This window comes from Rhodoglobus sp. G.S.4 (genome assembly GCF_056619605.1).
Genome location: NZ_CM152748.1, coordinates 524,933 through 539,965 on the forward strand (window position 1 = coordinate 524,933; position 15,033 = coordinate 539,965).

21 protein-coding genes are annotated in these 15,033 nt (G+C 59.2%); 3 read left to right on the forward strand and 18 right to left on the reverse strand.

Annotated elements, in window-relative coordinates; genetic code table 11:
- Positions 1 to 241: 241 nt before the first annotated feature.
- From AC061P_RS02610 to AC061P_RS02695, 18 genes are all read right to left on the reverse strand, one after another.
- Positions 242 to 2,089: a DNA cytosine methyltransferase gene (locus AC061P_RS02610; RefSeq protein ID WP_480391749.1), complete on the reverse strand. Its 1,848-nt coding sequence runs from the start codon at positions 2,087 to 2,089 to the stop codon at positions 242 to 244.
- Positions 2,086 to 4,674 carry a DNA methyltransferase gene (locus AC061P_RS02615; RefSeq protein ID WP_480391750.1) on the reverse strand — a complete coding sequence of 863 codons (2,589 nt, stop codon included), beginning with the start codon at positions 4,672 to 4,674 and terminating at the stop codon, positions 2,086 to 2,088. Before AC061P_RS02615 ends, AC061P_RS02610 begins: the two co-directional genes overlap by 4 nt.
- The gene (locus AC061P_RS02620; protein WP_480391751.1) at positions 4,671 to 4,922 is read right to left on the reverse strand and encodes a hypothetical protein; all 252 of its coding nucleotides are present in this window, start codon (positions 4,920 to 4,922) and stop codon (positions 4,671 to 4,673) included. Before AC061P_RS02620 ends, AC061P_RS02615 begins: the two co-directional genes overlap by 4 nt.
- Positions 4,919 to 5,377 carry a hypothetical protein gene (locus AC061P_RS02625; RefSeq protein ID WP_480391752.1) on the reverse strand — a complete coding sequence of 153 codons (459 nt, stop codon included), beginning with the start codon at positions 5,375 to 5,377 and terminating at the stop codon, positions 4,919 to 4,921. Before AC061P_RS02625 ends, AC061P_RS02620 begins: the two co-directional genes overlap by 4 nt.
- A complete protein-coding gene (locus AC061P_RS02630; RefSeq protein ID WP_480391753.1) occupies positions 5,374 to 6,330 on the reverse strand; it encodes a hypothetical protein in 957 nt (318 codons plus the stop codon). Before AC061P_RS02630 ends, AC061P_RS02625 begins: the two co-directional genes overlap by 4 nt.
- Positions 6,327 to 6,935 carry a hypothetical protein gene (locus tag AC061P_RS02635; RefSeq protein ID WP_480391754.1) on the reverse strand — a complete coding sequence of 203 codons (609 nt, stop codon included), beginning with the start codon at positions 6,933 to 6,935 and terminating at the stop codon, positions 6,327 to 6,329. Before AC061P_RS02635 ends, AC061P_RS02630 begins: the two co-directional genes overlap by 4 nt.
- The gene (locus tag AC061P_RS02640; protein WP_480391755.1) at positions 6,932 to 7,099 is read right to left on the reverse strand and encodes a hypothetical protein; all 168 of its coding nucleotides are present in this window, start codon (positions 7,097 to 7,099) and stop codon (positions 6,932 to 6,934) included. Before AC061P_RS02640 ends, AC061P_RS02635 begins: the two co-directional genes overlap by 4 nt.
- A gap of 115 nt (positions 7,100 to 7,214) precedes the next feature.
- Positions 7,215 to 7,580 carry a VVA0879 family protein gene (locus AC061P_RS02645; protein WP_480391756.1) on the reverse strand — a complete coding sequence of 122 codons (366 nt, stop codon included), beginning with the start codon at positions 7,578 to 7,580 and terminating at the stop codon, positions 7,215 to 7,217.
- Positions 7,577 to 8,152: a hypothetical protein gene (locus AC061P_RS02650; RefSeq protein ID WP_480391757.1), complete on the reverse strand. Its 576-nt coding sequence runs from the start codon at positions 8,150 to 8,152 to the stop codon at positions 7,577 to 7,579. The genes AC061P_RS02645 and AC061P_RS02650 overlap by 4 nt, the downstream gene beginning before the upstream one ends.
- Positions 8,149 to 8,553 carry a BRO family protein gene (locus AC061P_RS02655; RefSeq protein WP_480391758.1) on the reverse strand — a complete coding sequence of 135 codons (405 nt, stop codon included), beginning with the start codon at positions 8,551 to 8,553 and terminating at the stop codon, positions 8,149 to 8,151. The genes AC061P_RS02650 and AC061P_RS02655 overlap by 4 nt, the downstream gene beginning before the upstream one ends.
- Positions 8,550 to 9,836, reverse strand: coding sequence for a hypothetical protein (locus AC061P_RS02660; protein WP_480391759.1), 1,287 nt, complete (start codon positions 9,834 to 9,836; stop codon positions 8,550 to 8,552). Before AC061P_RS02660 ends, AC061P_RS02655 begins: the two co-directional genes overlap by 4 nt.
- 157 nt (positions 9,837 to 9,993) lie before the next feature.
- Entirely contained in the window at positions 9,994 to 10,311 is a 318-nt protein-coding gene (locus tag AC061P_RS02665) for a BTB/POZ domain-containing protein (RefSeq protein WP_480391760.1), read from the reverse strand.
- Positions 10,308 to 10,469: a hypothetical protein gene (locus AC061P_RS02670; protein ID WP_480391761.1), complete on the reverse strand. Its 162-nt coding sequence runs from the start codon at positions 10,467 to 10,469 to the stop codon at positions 10,308 to 10,310. The genes AC061P_RS02665 and AC061P_RS02670 overlap by 4 nt, the downstream gene beginning before the upstream one ends.
- Positions 10,466 to 10,603 (reverse strand): hypothetical protein, encoded by a 138-nt coding sequence (locus AC061P_RS02675; RefSeq protein WP_480391762.1) that lies wholly within the window; start codon positions 10,601 to 10,603, stop codon positions 10,466 to 10,468. Before AC061P_RS02675 ends, AC061P_RS02670 begins: the two co-directional genes overlap by 4 nt.
- Positions 10,600 to 11,403, reverse strand: coding sequence for a hypothetical protein (locus AC061P_RS02680; RefSeq protein WP_480391763.1), 804 nt, complete (start codon positions 11,401 to 11,403; stop codon positions 10,600 to 10,602). The genes AC061P_RS02675 and AC061P_RS02680 overlap by 4 nt, the downstream gene beginning before the upstream one ends.
- A gap of 44 nt (positions 11,404 to 11,447) precedes the next feature.
- Positions 11,448 to 12,236, reverse strand: a complete 789-nt coding sequence (locus AC061P_RS02685; protein ID WP_480391764.1) for a BRO family protein — start codon at positions 12,234 to 12,236, stop codon at positions 11,448 to 11,450.
- 65 nt (positions 12,237 to 12,301) lie between these two features.
- Complete coding sequence (locus tag AC061P_RS02690; protein WP_480391765.1) at positions 12,302 to 12,502, reverse strand: helix-turn-helix domain-containing protein; 201 nt, start codon at positions 12,500 to 12,502, stop codon at positions 12,302 to 12,304.
- Entirely contained in the window at positions 12,499 to 12,777 is a 279-nt protein-coding gene (locus tag AC061P_RS02695) for a helix-turn-helix transcriptional regulator (protein ID WP_480391766.1), read from the reverse strand. The genes AC061P_RS02690 and AC061P_RS02695 overlap by 4 nt, the downstream gene beginning before the upstream one ends.
- A 300-nt stretch (positions 12,778 to 13,077) precedes the next feature.
- On the opposite strand from AC061P_RS02695, the gene AC061P_RS02700 reads away from it, so the two are divergent.
- The 3 genes from AC061P_RS02700 to AC061P_RS02710 are packed head-to-tail and all read left to right on the forward strand — an operon-like array spanning position 13,078 to position 14,979.
- Positions 13,078 to 13,419, forward strand: coding sequence for a hypothetical protein (locus AC061P_RS02700; RefSeq protein ID WP_480391767.1), 342 nt, complete (start codon positions 13,078 to 13,080; stop codon positions 13,417 to 13,419).
- Positions 13,391 to 13,780: an ImmA/IrrE family metallo-endopeptidase gene (locus tag AC061P_RS02705; protein ID WP_480391768.1), complete on the forward strand. Its 390-nt coding sequence runs from the start codon at positions 13,391 to 13,393 to the stop codon at positions 13,778 to 13,780. The genes AC061P_RS02700 and AC061P_RS02705 overlap by 29 nt, the downstream gene beginning before the upstream one ends.
- On the forward strand, positions 13,777 to 14,979 hold the full coding sequence (locus tag AC061P_RS02710; protein WP_480391769.1) for a tyrosine-type recombinase/integrase: 1,203 nt from the start codon (positions 13,777 to 13,779) through the stop codon (positions 14,977 to 14,979). The genes AC061P_RS02705 and AC061P_RS02710 overlap by 4 nt, the downstream gene beginning before the upstream one ends.
- The last annotated feature ends 54 nt before the right edge of the window (positions 14,980 to 15,033 follow it).

Genomic DNA, 15,033 nt, shown 5'->3' on the forward strand with positions numbered 1-15,033 from the left:
AGTGACTCACCGATGTACCCTCCATGGGCTGTGCCGTGGCAGCCGTCGTTTTGGTTGTTGCCGAATCCGCACACATGTAGCCCGTTTGCTGGATTCCCGAACCCCAACCTCGACTTGAACAGACGGTGATGAATTTCGGCAGCAGGAGCCACCCCGCATCCTTCGCAAACGCCACCGGAACGGGAAACGATCAGACGGCGCGCAGTGGGGGAGAACTCACGCGGCCACAAATTCAGGGTTCTCATGCTGCACGCTCCACATCAATACCGTTGAGAGCTTCAGCAACAGCCATACCCAAATCGCGAGCTGCTGGCGGCGTGACAGCATTACCAGCTTGTTTGACCTGCTCCCGCTTCGTCCCGCCCAAGTAGTAGTCGTGCGCGAACGCCATGCCCACTTTGATCTCGTTCGGGGTGAGCATCCGGAACAGGACGTCGTCAACATCGAGGCTGATCTCCGACTCCACAAGCCCATACCGGTCCGTGGTTGTGAGGGTGCCGTGCGGGTCACTGGTTGGCTTCCCAGCCTCGGACGCACCGTAATAGGGCACGAGGAGCGACTGGCCTGCGCCGTTGGCTGTAAGCGTTCGGAGCGACTCTGTCACCGGCGTTGACATCTGTGCGGGATTTCCTCGCGCCGTGTTGTTTCGCATGACGAGGGCGTGGTGGTTGCCGCCCGCCGACACCGTGTCGATCGGCTGTGTCGCGGGCTTCGTCACACCGTTATTGCGGAGCGGAACGATCAACGCCTGGCCCGCACCGTCAGCCACAACAGTGGTCAGTGGCTCGCGTGCCGGATCAAGAGTGCGCTCACGCTGCCGAAACTGCGCAAGGAACGGCGGAAACGCGATCGCAGTCTCATTGCGGGTTGACTGCGTGCGCGCCGGATCACTCGCAATCGACGCCGACTTACCCTCACGACCCTCTACAGGGATCATCAGCGGCGAATAAGCAACACCCTTCGTCTGCGCGGTCGTCTGCGTATGCATCGGGTCGCGGCCAGACTGGACCGTGCCTTCACCGTGGATGCCATCCGTGATCAGCGGCGGGACAGCGATGCCATACTCGGCAGTGCCGTTCTGCGTGCGAAGAGCCTGGTCAGCAGGCCACGCACGCAGATAGCTTCCGCCCTTGCCCGATACGGAGTCATAGGTGTTGCCAGCAGCGGCGACTACGATCGGCTTCCAGTACCGTTCGATCCCTTTCTCGATGCGCGCACGCGTCTTATCCGCGAGGGGACGTTTCTTGTCACCAATGCGCTCGCCCGGGATGGACCAGTCAATCGCTGACGCAGCAGGCAACCATGCGGGTTCGATGATGGTCGCGCAGCTCGGGCAACGGTAGACGTACTGGGCGCGGTAGCGGCCCCAACGTTCAGCCTTCTTGAAAGCCTGCACTGCTGACACCATGCCGTGGTTCTCGCAGAACGCTTGCGGGCGGGTCCACTTGCCGATGTTCGGTTTACGCTCACCCTTACGCCAGAACACGATGTACATGCGGTCACGAGACTGCGGGGCGGGGAGACCTACAGCCTGTGCGTGCATGCTGTTGAGCCACACAAGCTCGTGCTCATAACCAAGAAGTTCCATCGTCATCAGCCAGGCGGGGAATGGCACCCACCTGTACGCATCAACAACGTTCTCAATGATGATCGCCCTGTACTGGTGGTGCTCAGCAAACCGAGGCACGTCATACATGGTCGCGCGGGAACGGTTGGCGGCCTCGTCGGGAAGCGGTGCGGTGCCATCGAGGTCGAACAGGGCCTCGTTTACGGCGCGCTGCCGCTTCACGCCCTTTGCCACGGAATGGTTCGTGCACTCCGGCGACGCCCAAAGGATGTCCGTGCGCTGGAAGTAGCCCGGGTTCACCTGTGAAATGTCCGCACTCGAGTGATCCGTTTCGGGATGGTTGATCTGGTGGGAATCGATCGCCTGCTGCCAGTGGTTCGCAGCGGTAACGACCTTGAACCCTGCGTCAACAAGTCCGGACGATGATCCGCCGGCGCCACAGAACAAGTCCGTTACGGTGAGACCGTTCCACGGGACTGTGGGCTGCTTGTAGCCGACCGGGGTGAGCGTTGCGGTGCTCATGCTGCATCTCCTTCAAGAGCGTCGAGGTCGAACAGAGTGGGCACCGATGCGCGCGCATCATGCCGGCGCAGATACACCAGCGAATCAGCGACAGATGCTGGGTTCAGCTCCGACGAGTACGCCCTACGCCCTGCCTGCACCGCACACAGTGCTGTGGAGCCGATCCCGCCGAACGGGTCATAAACCAGATCACCCGGGTTTGAATACATGTTGATAAGGCGGCGCGGAATATCCAGAGGGAAGGGGCAGATGTGGTTCTCAACATCCCGCTTCTTCTGCTCCGAATTGAGTGCGTCAATGCGGAGAATGTCAGTCCACACATCCGGGTGCCACGACCCGGGCACGAGGGCCGCGAATGTCCCAGGGAGGGCGTTACGGGCGGCGAGAGTTGTCGCAAGCTCCACATGTGCGTCGTAGTCGTAAACGTTGCCCTGTGACTGCTTCGTGAAGATTCGTTGCCGAGTCTCAGGGTCAAGCGCAGCAAGCTCGTCAACAGTCAGGTAGCGGTCGCCTGACACACGCCAGTCAGCGGCGGCATCAATCTGCCACTGCCCAACCGAGTACGCTTCCCGCTCTTTCACGATCCGTTCGTCAGTCCACCCGACAGCACGATTCGTCTGAGGTTTCCCAAACAGCAACACATACTCGGGGGAGCCAACACCGATGGGCCCGTGATCCTTCAGCATCTTCGTGTACGACAGGCGGTACGTCTGGTTGTTCTCCCGCACAACATCTGTGGTGACGGTGATCATCCCGTAGTAGTCGAAACCATGCTGTGTGTAGTGCGCGATAGCTTCCGCATGCAGCGGAGACACCGTGTAGCGGCCCTTGCCGGTGACGGATCCGAACAGCATCCGGTCTTTCACATGCACAGCCATGATGCGGCCCGGTTGCAACACTTTGAACAGTGAAGGTGTGAGGTAGTCGTTCTGCCACCAGAAATGATCGTTGTCGTCCGTGTGGCCGAAGTCGGCATAGTTCGGTGAATACTCGTAGTGATTCCCGAATGGGATCGATGTCACGATCAGACCGACGGAGTTCTCTTCCATATGATCGCGCGCCTCAACGACAGAATCATTCAGGGCAACCGTCCACGCATCACCGGTGAACGCTTCACGCTCAACACCCATCGCCCGGGTCAGTTCGGTACTGATCGATGTTGGGTTCAGACCGTGCTCGCGCAGAATGTCGGACATGGTTTCGGTGAGCTCGTCGTGCTCACGCCACTTATGCTCCAACGTGCCGCGCACCTCAGACTCTGACTCGGCAAAGATCAGATGCACACGGCACTGCTTCTTTTGTCCGAACCGGTGGATACGGTGCACAGCTTGCACTGTCTGCTCGAATTTGTGAGTCACGCCAACGAAGATCGACACGGACGCCTGCTGCAAATTCAGGCCCTTACCGAGCTGCACCGGCTTACCGACAAGAGCGGTCGTCTTACCATCGCGCCACTCATCAAGGCGGCGCTCATGCTCGTCATCACTAAGACCACCGTGCACAGACGAGAAGGTGACACCGACGGACGTTAACGCCTGCTCAATGAGGTGCTGTTCGTCGTTGAGGTCGCACCAGAGGATGATCTGCTCACCCGGCGACTGTTCGGTGTGTTCAGCGACGAGTGCCATCATGCGGGCAACTCGCGACGTCAACGTGTTCCGCTTCTCACGTGCGGCACCAACGAGAGACATAGCCCCGCCACGCACAAGCACAGCCTGACCGTCCCGCTCAACCTGATCAGAGAGCATGTCGATCGCGACCTCTTCCCACTCCACAAGAAGCGGCGGCAGATCATAACCCTCGTCAGAGAATCCAAGGTCAGAGGGACGCTGCAGAAAACAAGCCCAGGTGTTCAGCCACAGCCAAAACTCGCGCTCCTTGTGCGGGTACAGCTTGAGGTTCCCCGCCTTGGAAGAGTCGCGGTGGAAGAACCTTGTGAGGGCGGCACCGGTGTCCATGATGCCGAGGAACCCGGCGTAATGAATCAGTTCCTTGTGCCGGTTCGGAGACGGTGTTGCCGTCGCGACGAACCGGAACGGTACAGAGTCGAACAGTTGCAGGAACTCCTGATACGTCTTCGACCCGAACGAACGCAACACTGCAGCCTCATCGAGAGACACAGCAACGAACTGTTCGACGTCGAGACGACCATCACGCACAGACTCATAGTTGGTGACGTAAATGCCTGACCAGTCAGGGTCGATTTCTTCGGTGCGGCGAATGAACCGAACCTCAAGATCGAGGAGGTTACGGCCGTCGCGGATGATGTCACCACGAACTCCAAGGGGTGCCACGATCAGCCCACGGCCACCCTGCCGTCCCAGAATGAGCCGGATGATCTCCAGCTGCATGATCGACTTACCCAAGCCGTAACGGGCAAAGATCGCACGGCGACCACCAGCAACAGCCCACTTCACAATCGCAGCCTGGTGAGGCTGAAAATCTGGGTGACCTTCGCGCATGATCGGCGACAGGTCCTCATCGGCAACCTCGAACCCGAAACGGCGGTCGAATGCAACCTTGTCGCGCAGGAACTCGTCATAGTCGAGATTTCCGGTGTTCCCGGTCGTGAGGGTCAAAGTCATTGTGTTGCTCCTGAAGTTCTGTGCGAGACAAGGTGATAGAAGGCGGGCCAGTCGATACATTCCGTGCGACCGTTGCCGCGAACGTGCTCAACCCAGCCGTGACGGAAAGTCCCGTCTTCGTCCATTTGAAAGAAAGCAAGAGGTTGGCCGTTGGCGTGACGCACGAACCGCCCCCGCTGGCTGTGCTTATCGACGAGGACGATGAAGCCGAGGTCTTCGAAGACCTCGCGCAGCTTCGCGCCCTTCACCGTCGGCCCCCGTAGCCGTTGTAAGCAGCCTGCACACCCTTGTTGACGTTCAACATCCCGTAGAGCTTCGACGTGAGTGCCTTGAGGGTGTCGTCCGCGTAATGCCATGCAGCTTTCGCGTTGTGCCACGCCTCAAGCTCGGGCATCGCTTCCACGTTGGCGAGGGCACGGGCACGAGTGACCGACATGCTTGCGGCATGCGCTGCGAGGGAAGTTTCCCGACGACGCGAATGTGCACGCTCGGCGGCGTACCGGACCTCGTTCAGCTCGAGCATCTTCGCGGGCATCTGCTCGATGAGGGTGGTCAACTCAGTGATGAGGTACTCCATCTCGGCAGGGTTCGCGGGAACGAAGTGGATGAGCTCACCACCACGGGTGAGGATGTCGACGGTGGTGCCGCCTTCAGCGCCCGCAGGAGAGACGACGGTGTTGTTCTCGTCGGTGAACTGGGTCATGACTGCTGCCCTCTCTCAGCGGCCATAGCCTCGTACTCTTCGTCGGATGGTTCCGCCGGGTCGCGCTCTGCGCTTTCCGCATCCTCGACAGTGGGCTCGGGCGCTGCGGGTGGTGCTTCCTCCGTGGGAGGTGTGCTTTCGCGGCCCAGCTTTCCCACCTTCGTAAGAACGAGCATGCGAACCTGATCGGTGTACTCCCCAAGCACCCCGGCGCGCTTGCTGACCTCCTGCAACTCCTCCTTTGTGGTGGCCTCGGCTACCCGCGCTGCCCAGTCCTCGGTAGGCTCAAGCTCAGCGTCCACCGTCTCAACTTCTTCGCGTTCGTTAACAACGGCACCCATCTCTTCAGCGGTGTAGTGCATGCCCATGAGCACGTCCTCGAATCCCGCGGACGCGACGTCGCTGAGCGACCGCCACCGCAGAAGACGCGGCATGTACGCCTCCCACGGCTTCGCGTGCCCCTTGTCAGAGCGCGCTTTGCCACGCCACACACCGTTGGCGTCCGGTTCGTAAGAATCGAGCAACCCGGCACGGAGAGCATCAGCCGGCGTCCACGTATACACGTAGGGGTGCTCGGGGTCGTCGGATCGGATGCCCGTGCATGTGACGGCGATGTCGCCACCCTCGACAGTGCCAGCCTGTTCAATGCGCAGGGTGTGTCCAGCCTGGCGGATGAGGGCCGACATCAATGATGGCTTCAACGTGGGATTACCCTCGATGACATCGATGCCGCGCAGGGCTGCCATGGGGTGCAGTCCGAGCATCAAACCGGTTTCGACGATGAGCATGACCTTGCCGGGGCTCGGTCGGTTTTCCATCAGGCCGGTCTCGGGGTTTTTGGTGTTCGCCCATAGACCTTTGGGTAGTAGTTCGCCTGCGGAGGTAAGCGTCTGGACATAAGACTTCTTCTCTTCGAGGGTGGCGTTGACGTATTGGGTGATTGCGGTACTCATGCTGCGTTCATCTCTCTTTCGAATTCGAGCGCGCGGGTGAGGCGGTCGAGGAGGTCTGTTGCGAGGGGAAGAATCTTCGACGTGAGGTCAAGAATCTTCGGGTGATTACGGGGGATGGTGAGGCTCTTTGGTTCGTCAGCGCGGGGAATCCACAGGCCGGTTTCGGGGTCGGTGACGAGTTCCTGCCAGATGAACTCGATCTCTTCGAACTCAGGGACAACAACGAACTGCCATGTCACCTGTCGCCATTCACCCAATGTGGGGCCAGTGACGACCTTGTTGTGCTTCGCTTTGCACTCGGCGCCACGGGTAGCATCGGCACCGTCTGGTGTCGCTGCGAACCCGCGGTTATCGGGGGCGTGGATGAGGGCAACGTTTGGGGTGATGCCTGCCCAGGCGAGCATCATTGGTTCCCAACGGTGGCCTTGTTCGGTGTAGCTGTTGCCGTTCCACTCACGCCGGGTCAGCTTCTCTTTGAGTACCGATTCAACTGAGGACTCTTTGGCGAGCTTCGCCGCGTCAGACGCACCGACACAGGGTTGCCGTGCGAGCTTCCACGCTTCACGGTCGATGCCGTCGTGCAGGATCCTGTCTAGGTGACTCATACCGGCCTCACCTCGGTTTCAGCTTCGGACGGGATGGCCGAGCTGTTCGCGTAGTTCTCTGCGAGTTCTTTCGAAGAGAACGTGGCAAGCCATAGCCACGGAGCTCCCTCAAAGAGTCGGGCGTACAACTCGTGCGCGTTGTGGAAGATACCTTCGGCAGCCATCAGCTGACCTCTGTCCGCTGTTCATCGCGGCGGTCGTCGGTCTGTGCAAGGATCCGTTCGGCGTAGCCCTGCGACTTCGGGTCGTCCATGTCATAGGCGTCGTACTCGAGGTCGATCATGCTGCAAGCCCTTCGACCGGTGCCGGAGCGATCGCGAAAGACGGAACCTCACGGCCGTCGTCCATGACGACGAACTCAGGGCCGGAGAACAGGCCGAACGCCGCCCAGTCGCAGCCGCGACCTTCGTACTTCGCGTCGCGCTTGAGCACACCAAGGATCCGGCCAATACAGATCCGGCCTAGGTGGTCACTCGCGTGCTCGTCCTTTCGGTTTGTGGCGTCGAGAGCGGCGCGGAAGTCAGCCGCCGTCGCAACGTCGCCGCAAGATGGGCATACAAACGCCCACGATTGCGGGTCTTCGCCGAAACGGAGGGTCAGCTCCGCCACAAGCTCATCTTGAGTTCGCTTGGTCGCGGCGCTCATGCTGACTCACCGCCCATCAGTGCCGGGTTGTCGCGAACGGCTGTGAGATAACGGATGCACGCGAGTCGCTCATCTTCACTTGGGCGGTTCTCAGCGTCGCGGTACGGGTGCTGGAATCCGATGCTGAACCAGATGCTTCCGTGTCGCGGCCCGCAGTTATACGGGTGATTCTCGATCTGCGAGGGGAACCTGTCGTAAGACTTCACGCCGAAATATCCATGCGTCATGTAGTCGCCGTCACGGCGAAGCTCCTCGATTGCCGCATTGATCTGGCTTATTACTTCGCCAGTTACTCTGACGGGGCCAGTGCGAGGAGAGTCGCCGTACCGCTGTTGCTTTCCCAGCACGCGACCCCATCGAACCTCAAGAACCCGTTGAGCGACAACGAAAGACTCGGCATCTCCACCACGCTCGGCGTGGTCGATGATCTGCTGCGCTTGCGCACGTAGCAGCTTCAACTTCGCGAGATCGGTGTTATATGTCGTCTGCATGCTGACGATGTCCGCGTCTACTGTCCAGGCAGCTTCAACAGCGACGGCGTAGGCGCTCGGTGCTTCAGTCGCGGCGATCATGCGGGCACCACTGGTGCAACTGCGACGATGTCGGAGGCGAGTATCCGGTTCGGGCGAGTGGATGTGAACTGGGAATTTATTGCCAGTACGTCCGTTATGAAAGCTCGACGCCGTTCGGGAAGAAATGTCTTCTTCCGCATCGAAAAGGCAACCTGGAGTAGACCGTGTACCGACACGAGACGAGCCCGGTGTCGTCCTCCCGACGTTTCGATTACCTCGAAACGTTCATCTCCAGCGTCATAGGTGCGGTGGAAGTAAACGGTCGGCAAGTCGAGCGCACGCGCAACATCGGCCGCGATGAACCACGGTTCATTCTGAACTTGAAGCACTCGAACTGCGGATCCCAGCACTTGCACAAACGAGGTCGCGTGATCTTGGAGTAATGGCTCACCGGCGCTCATTTTGCGACCTGCCCATCAGCGAGTTCGAGCACATCAATACCGGCCACAGCAGGCATGTCCGGACGGCCACGATCAATCAGACCCGTGAAGTGCGCCTCAGTGAGCATCTGGTCAATCTTCGTGAGGCTGGTCGGGTCGAGAGCGTCACCGTTCTTGATGATGACCAGGCACAGCTCTTCATCAGAGTGCTCACCTGAAATCGCGACCGCAATAGCAGCAACTTCCCGGTCGGCAGCGTTCACGTTCACAAACGGGGTGCCGTCGAGGAGCACGAACTCGTCATCGACGGACAGTGCTGGGTGTGGGAACTTCGCCAACGCCAAACCTTCGAACTTGGCTTTCTTCACCGTCTTGAGTTTCTCGTCAAGAGACGTGTGCTCAGTAGCGGCGGCATCGTACGCGGCTTTCGCACGGGAATGCTCAGCCTTCGCACGAACTTTGGCGTTGATCTCCTCAACCTCGCCAAGGCGGGTACTGATCGCGGAGGTATCGATACGTTCCGGCCCTGCCGTGTATTCGGCGAGCAAGTCGGCTGCGGTCTTTGTGACCGTCTCAGCGTGTTCCCGTGCCTCAGTGAGAGCTTGTTCAGCGCGAACAACTGTTGCTTCGGCGAGTTCCTGCGTTGATTGTGCGCGCTCAAGCTCGCTCATCTTCACGTCCAGAGCAGCGTTGTGCTCGCGGGCCTTCTCAAACTCCGCAAGGATGTCCGCAGCGGACACCTCCACATCGGGGGTTTCCTTCGACGGCGGCACCAACTGAGACAACGCACCCTCAAGGCGAGACTTCTCCCGGTTCGCATCCGTACGCGCCAACTCCACCCGCGCTTGCTCAGCAGACAACGCAACCATGTCGAACCCCTCAGGGAACGTGGACTTCGCCATAATCAGTTCGCGGCGTTTCGCTTCATCCATCGCAAGGAACTCGGCAACGTCGACAATCACAGTTCCGATGCGTTCTTTCAGGATCGCGGTGCCGTCCTGGTACTTGGCGCCGTCGAGGGCACGTACTTCGACGGCGGACATTTTGCCGTTCTTCCACTTGCGGGTGAATGACAGTCCGAGGTCGTGGTCGACGTAGGTTGCTTCGCCTTCGAGTTGTCCTTCGTGTACAGGGTCCGGTGCACCCTTGATCGCTTTGTGCGCGAAAATGTGCCCGAATGCGTTCACAAAACTGGACTTCCCTGCACGGTTCTTGCCGGTAATAACGATGGTGTTGCTGTCGGTGCGGTGGGTGATCTCTCCACGGATGCCGTAGAGATTGCGGACAGTGAGTTCTTTAGTCATGGGAGGTGCCTTTCAAATTGGAGGATTAGAACAGTGGTGCTGGCGGTGACGTAGACGGTCAGTACCAGCCACCAGAACCGAGGCACCCATTTGGCGCGGCGGCGGTGGGTGGAGGCGCGACGTAGCTGTTCTGCGTCGATCACGCACCTGGTTTTCATTAGGAGCTCGGATCGTGGAGTTTGTGGATCCGGTATGCGGTAACCCCGTGGCGGTTTTTCTTCTCGAATCGGGAAACGAATGCGTCTCCGTCGCGTTGCACGAAGTAGTGATCGGAGGTTTCTTCCACGAGCACACCCTCGTTATCTTCGTCACGGTCGGGATCTCTTGAAAGGATTCGCCAAACGTTGACGCGTTGTCCGGTGATGGAGATGAATGTTGAACGCCGTTTTGGGCTGTCGAGTTCTGCGGACTGTGATTCACGCATCACTTTTTCGCCCACCAAAACCTCAGAAATCTGCTGCATGGGATCGATCACAACGTCACTCCCATAGAGAGGAGTGCGAACCCCGCCGAGACGGTCACGTTCAGACCGAGGAAGATGGTGCCCACGAGAAGCACCGGCGCGAGACGGTAATAACCCTGCGGTGCTGGCACGAACTCGCCATGCTCACACGTGTACATCCGGCGGCTCACGAGCGAGCCTCCTGTGCAGCACGAGCCCGACGAACCGACTCTCGGTGCAGACTTATCCCCGCCGCGATCGAAGGCACACCGATGAGCAGCACGAACAGCACCACACCAGGCGCAGCAATCTCCATCGGGCTCATGCTCGTACCTTCCTGCGAATCAGGAACGCACCAACCGAAAGAAGCAGCGATGCGAAACCAGCAGGAATAGCAAGGTTTGTTCCGGTTCTGGCAAGTTCCGCCACCGGAACAGTGGGCAACTGAATATCAGTCGGCGGGACAGGTGGTGTCGGGCATAGGTTCTGTTCAACCTCTTCGGGTGTCAGCTCGCGTGTGCTGTCTTCCACGGTCGTAACCGTTTCGACCGCAATGTAGGAGTTCGTCACCGGGTCGTAGCTGTACGTCGTGGTGTGTACCTCACGCTTCGTGACAACCGTTGTTGCGCCACACACGATCGCTTCCTCAGACCACTCACCAAACTCGATTAGCGGCTCTTTCGGGTCAGGCTTCGGCACCACACAGTCACCCGCGAGTTCGTACCGCAACTGACCATCAGAACCGAACGAGTTCTTCGTCTCTGGGGAAGCAAACGTCGTATACGCGTACACCCACGGGCCAGCACCAGTCGTCGTACCAGGAAGCGAGAAACCCGGGAGGGCGTAAACACCGTCACCCTGAATTTCGGTCACAAAATCCATGCCCTTATCGCTACGAGGGGTGCCGTCGAACTCCGACGTACCCACACGCGCAGCAACCTTGCCGGGCTTTTCGCCCGACCGTGAGACGGCCAACGTCGCGGTGAAGTCATACTGGCCAGTGGTTGTGTTGCAGACCGCTTGCACGTTCATATCGCCTGTGTGAGCTGATGCTGGGGCAACAACGCCCACCGTCAGACCTGCAGCCAAGACCACAGTCGCGGCTGTCGAGAGAACCTTCTTCATGATGTGCCTTTCAAAACGAGAATCAGAAACAGAAATTGCGGGACTCATGCCGTCACCGCCGACAAGTTCGACAGCACACGCCGCCGGATCGCAGGAAGCGCTGCAGAACGGATGTACAGGGTTGTCCTCACCTGCCCGTTGTGATGCCGCGGCGCATTATGTTGCGGCATCGACCGGAACTTGTCCGCATGAGCGGCAGCCGCCCGATACTCGTACTCCTTGACATCACGCCCGGCTGACTTCGACCACCGCGTACCGATGAGGGTCTTGTAAACCCATCCGGCAGCGAGTAGCCGGTTCCGCATATCTCCCTCGGGAACGCCGAGCTCGTTCGCTGCGACACGGAACAGCACCACATCGTCATGGTCGACAAACGTTTCGACGTACTCGACCTTCGGGGCGTCAGCCTCAACCTTCGCGGCCAGCGCAGAGCGCGCCTCCACCTCATCAGCGAGCATTCGGAGTGCTTCGCCGTAGGACTGCGGCAGAGCGTTGACCTCGGAACGGCTGTACCCTCCCGTTCTGCGAATCGCAGGGAGAACTTCACGAGTAAGCCAGCGCTTGAATTCGACAGCCTCAGCCTTACGCGACCGCAGAACGAACGAATACAATCCCGTCTCGTTGATTACCTTGACCCACTGCACGCCACCGGGGGTGTCCAACGGGTGGACGGCCTTCTCGTCGTCATCCAGAAGAGCGAGGGACGAACGAGGGTTGCCAAGAGCTAGGATGCGAGCAACATCGTTTGCGACGAACCATGGTTCGCCATCGACGGTAACGACGCGGATATCCACTCCCTCGTGGCGGAAGATGCTAATCTCAGTGGTTGACATTGGGTTTACCTTTCGTGTCATGGCCCCGGTTGCACCCGGGGCTTTCTTCTTTGGCGAGTGTTTGGTTACGTGTTCCGTCCGAAAGTGCGCGCGTCAATAAACGCCTGCAAAACATCGGCACGAATGCGTTGCTTCGGACGCCCTGAGCCGAGCTCTGTCACAGCTAGATCGCCGCTGTGGATCCGGTCGTAGATGTAGTCCGGTGAAACTTCGAGGTGAGCCGCGGCAGAAGCAACCGAGTAGAGGCGCACCGTTTCGATGGTCACGACGCCTTCTCGACCAACTGGGGGCGAGGCTCTGTGGCCACGTCGAACAACGACTCAAGGGCCACATGAGGAAAAGCAATCTTCAAACGCGCAATGAAACCGTTCGACGGAACCGACTCGCGGTTCGTGATTCGCCACAACGTTGCAGGTGAGACACCGATGATCTTCGCGAGCTCGGCCTCAGTTGTGATGCTGTTCGCCTTGCGAAGCTCATCCAGCTTTGCCCGGTTCAACTCGAGTCTCGGCTCGATTGCAGTAACGCGCTTGGATTCCATGAGTGCAAGAATACGCGCAAGAACCGACATTGCAAGGTGATTTCATTACCGCAATCGGCGTGTCGCATCGCTAGTCCAGCAAATTCGGCAATGAAGCAATGAAAAGTCATTGCATGCGTGCAACACTTGCGGTTAATATGGTGCAACGTGAGCACAAAAAATTCATGGGGACTGTACTTGCGGGCTATCACGAACGGCGACGCAGGGAACTTGATCTCCCAAAAGACCGGAATACCGGCCTCAACAGTCAGCAGATGGTTCAACGCGGAGTTGCAACCCAAACCCCGACAGGTCGCCAATGTGGCTCGCGCGTACGGGGTGAACCCGATCAACGCACTCATCGCCGCCGGCTATTTGGAACTCGATGACGTAGACCTAAGCGCGACGGCCCCGCGTCTTTTGCAGATTCAAGAGTTCACAGAACTTGAGCTGGCACAAGAAATTGTGAGGCGAATCGAAGAGGGAGAGTCGGAGATGCTTGAGACTCCTGTTGGCTCCGACCACCCAGTGTGGGAATCCCGAAGAAATGTCACCCCCATACAGAAAGATGTGATGACTGAGAAGGAAGCACTCGAACTGGGTGCTGTGGCTGACAGTGGGGTAAAGGAAGTAAATGAGTTCGAAGAGGGGGGCGAAGTATGATGCCCACGAACACGCCGAGAGCCTGGGGCTGCAAGTCGAGTATCAGCGTCTCAAAACTGGTCACGGGCTCTACGTCCCCGGGCGAGATCTCGTTCTACTTAGGCCGCGCATGACCGTCGCAACCGAGCGCTCAGTGCTCGCACACGAGATTCTGCACCATATTCATGATGACCGTCACACCACTGGCGTGTGGTCATTGCGGCAGGAGCGACGCGCTGACGCAGGCGCCGCGCTCAACCTGATCACTCCCGAACAATGGAACGATGTAACCGCCTGGTCGAAGGACCCGCGCGAGTGGGCCATCGAGCTTCGGGTTACGGCCGAGATTCTTCTCGCCTACATGAAAGTGGCCCAGACATGAGTCGCGCGGCGAAGGGGGAGGGTTCCGCTTTCAAAGCCGCCGGTGGATATCGCGGCTATGTCACCGTGAACGGCAAGCGAAAGTACTTCTCCGCGAAGACGAAGGCCGAGGCCGCACAAAAGAAGCGCGAGCTTCTCAATCGGCGTGATGATGGACGATTGGTCGCAGGTAAGGTGCCAACTGTGGGGCAGTGGATGAATCACTGGCTTGAGAACGTCGCAAAGGTGCGCCCGACAACGTATGCAATGCACAAGTGGGTCATTGACGAGAAGATCGTTCCAGAGTTGGGCAACATCCGAATAGACACTCTTACAGCTGAGCGCATCGAGCAGTGGGTGTCTGACCTTGGTGTGAAACCGTCATCCCAGCGCCGCTATCTCGCACCACTGAAGACAGCCCTGAACGTGGCGTTCCTTCGCGGTCATCTCACCTTCAACCCAGCCGCGCGGGTGGAACTCAAAGCACATAGCAAACCGAACACCTCGGCGTACTCGCGCGATGACCGAGATGCCATCCTCAAGGCCGCGACCGGATACAACCAGGCCCGATGGCATATTGCCCTGAAGATCGGTCTCCGGCCAGCGGAGGCGCTCGGTCTCACGTGGCCCGACTTCGACCCCAAGAACGGAACGCTCACGATCCGAAACCAGCTTCTGCGTGCCACGGGCAAGGGACTCTACTTGCAGTCAGAACCAAAGACGGATGCGGGGGAGCGGCGCATTCGCCTCCCGAAATCCCTCGTCGGAATGTTGATCGAACACAAGACGGAGCAGATGCTCCTGCGTGCTGAACTCGGCGACGAGTGGCTCGGGTGGGAGTTCGAGGGCAATCCTGTCGCCTTGATGTTCTCCCAACTCAACGGTCGCCCGATCGGAGCTCACACCGACACGAACGCATGGCGCAAGCTCCTGACCGCGGCTGGCCTTTCAGAGGTGCGCCGTTACAAGTCGCGACATACTGCGGCGACTCACATGATTCAGGATTCTGGCGGCGACGTCGCGGTCGTGGCGAAGAACCTTGGGCATGCCGACGCAGGGTTCACATACAGAACGTACGTGCATCCGCTCGAGGCGCGTGAGGCGGCGCTAGCCGAGGCGATGGATGCACCCTATCGTGCACCTTATGACATCGCGGTGGAGCAAAGTCCAGCGGAACAGAAGCCGCGCGCCGCCCGAGAATTCGGGGCTAAGCAGTACTAAGCGGAGTCCAGCGCAACCGATTACTCTCCCTCGTAATGAGAAGGTCGTCAGTTC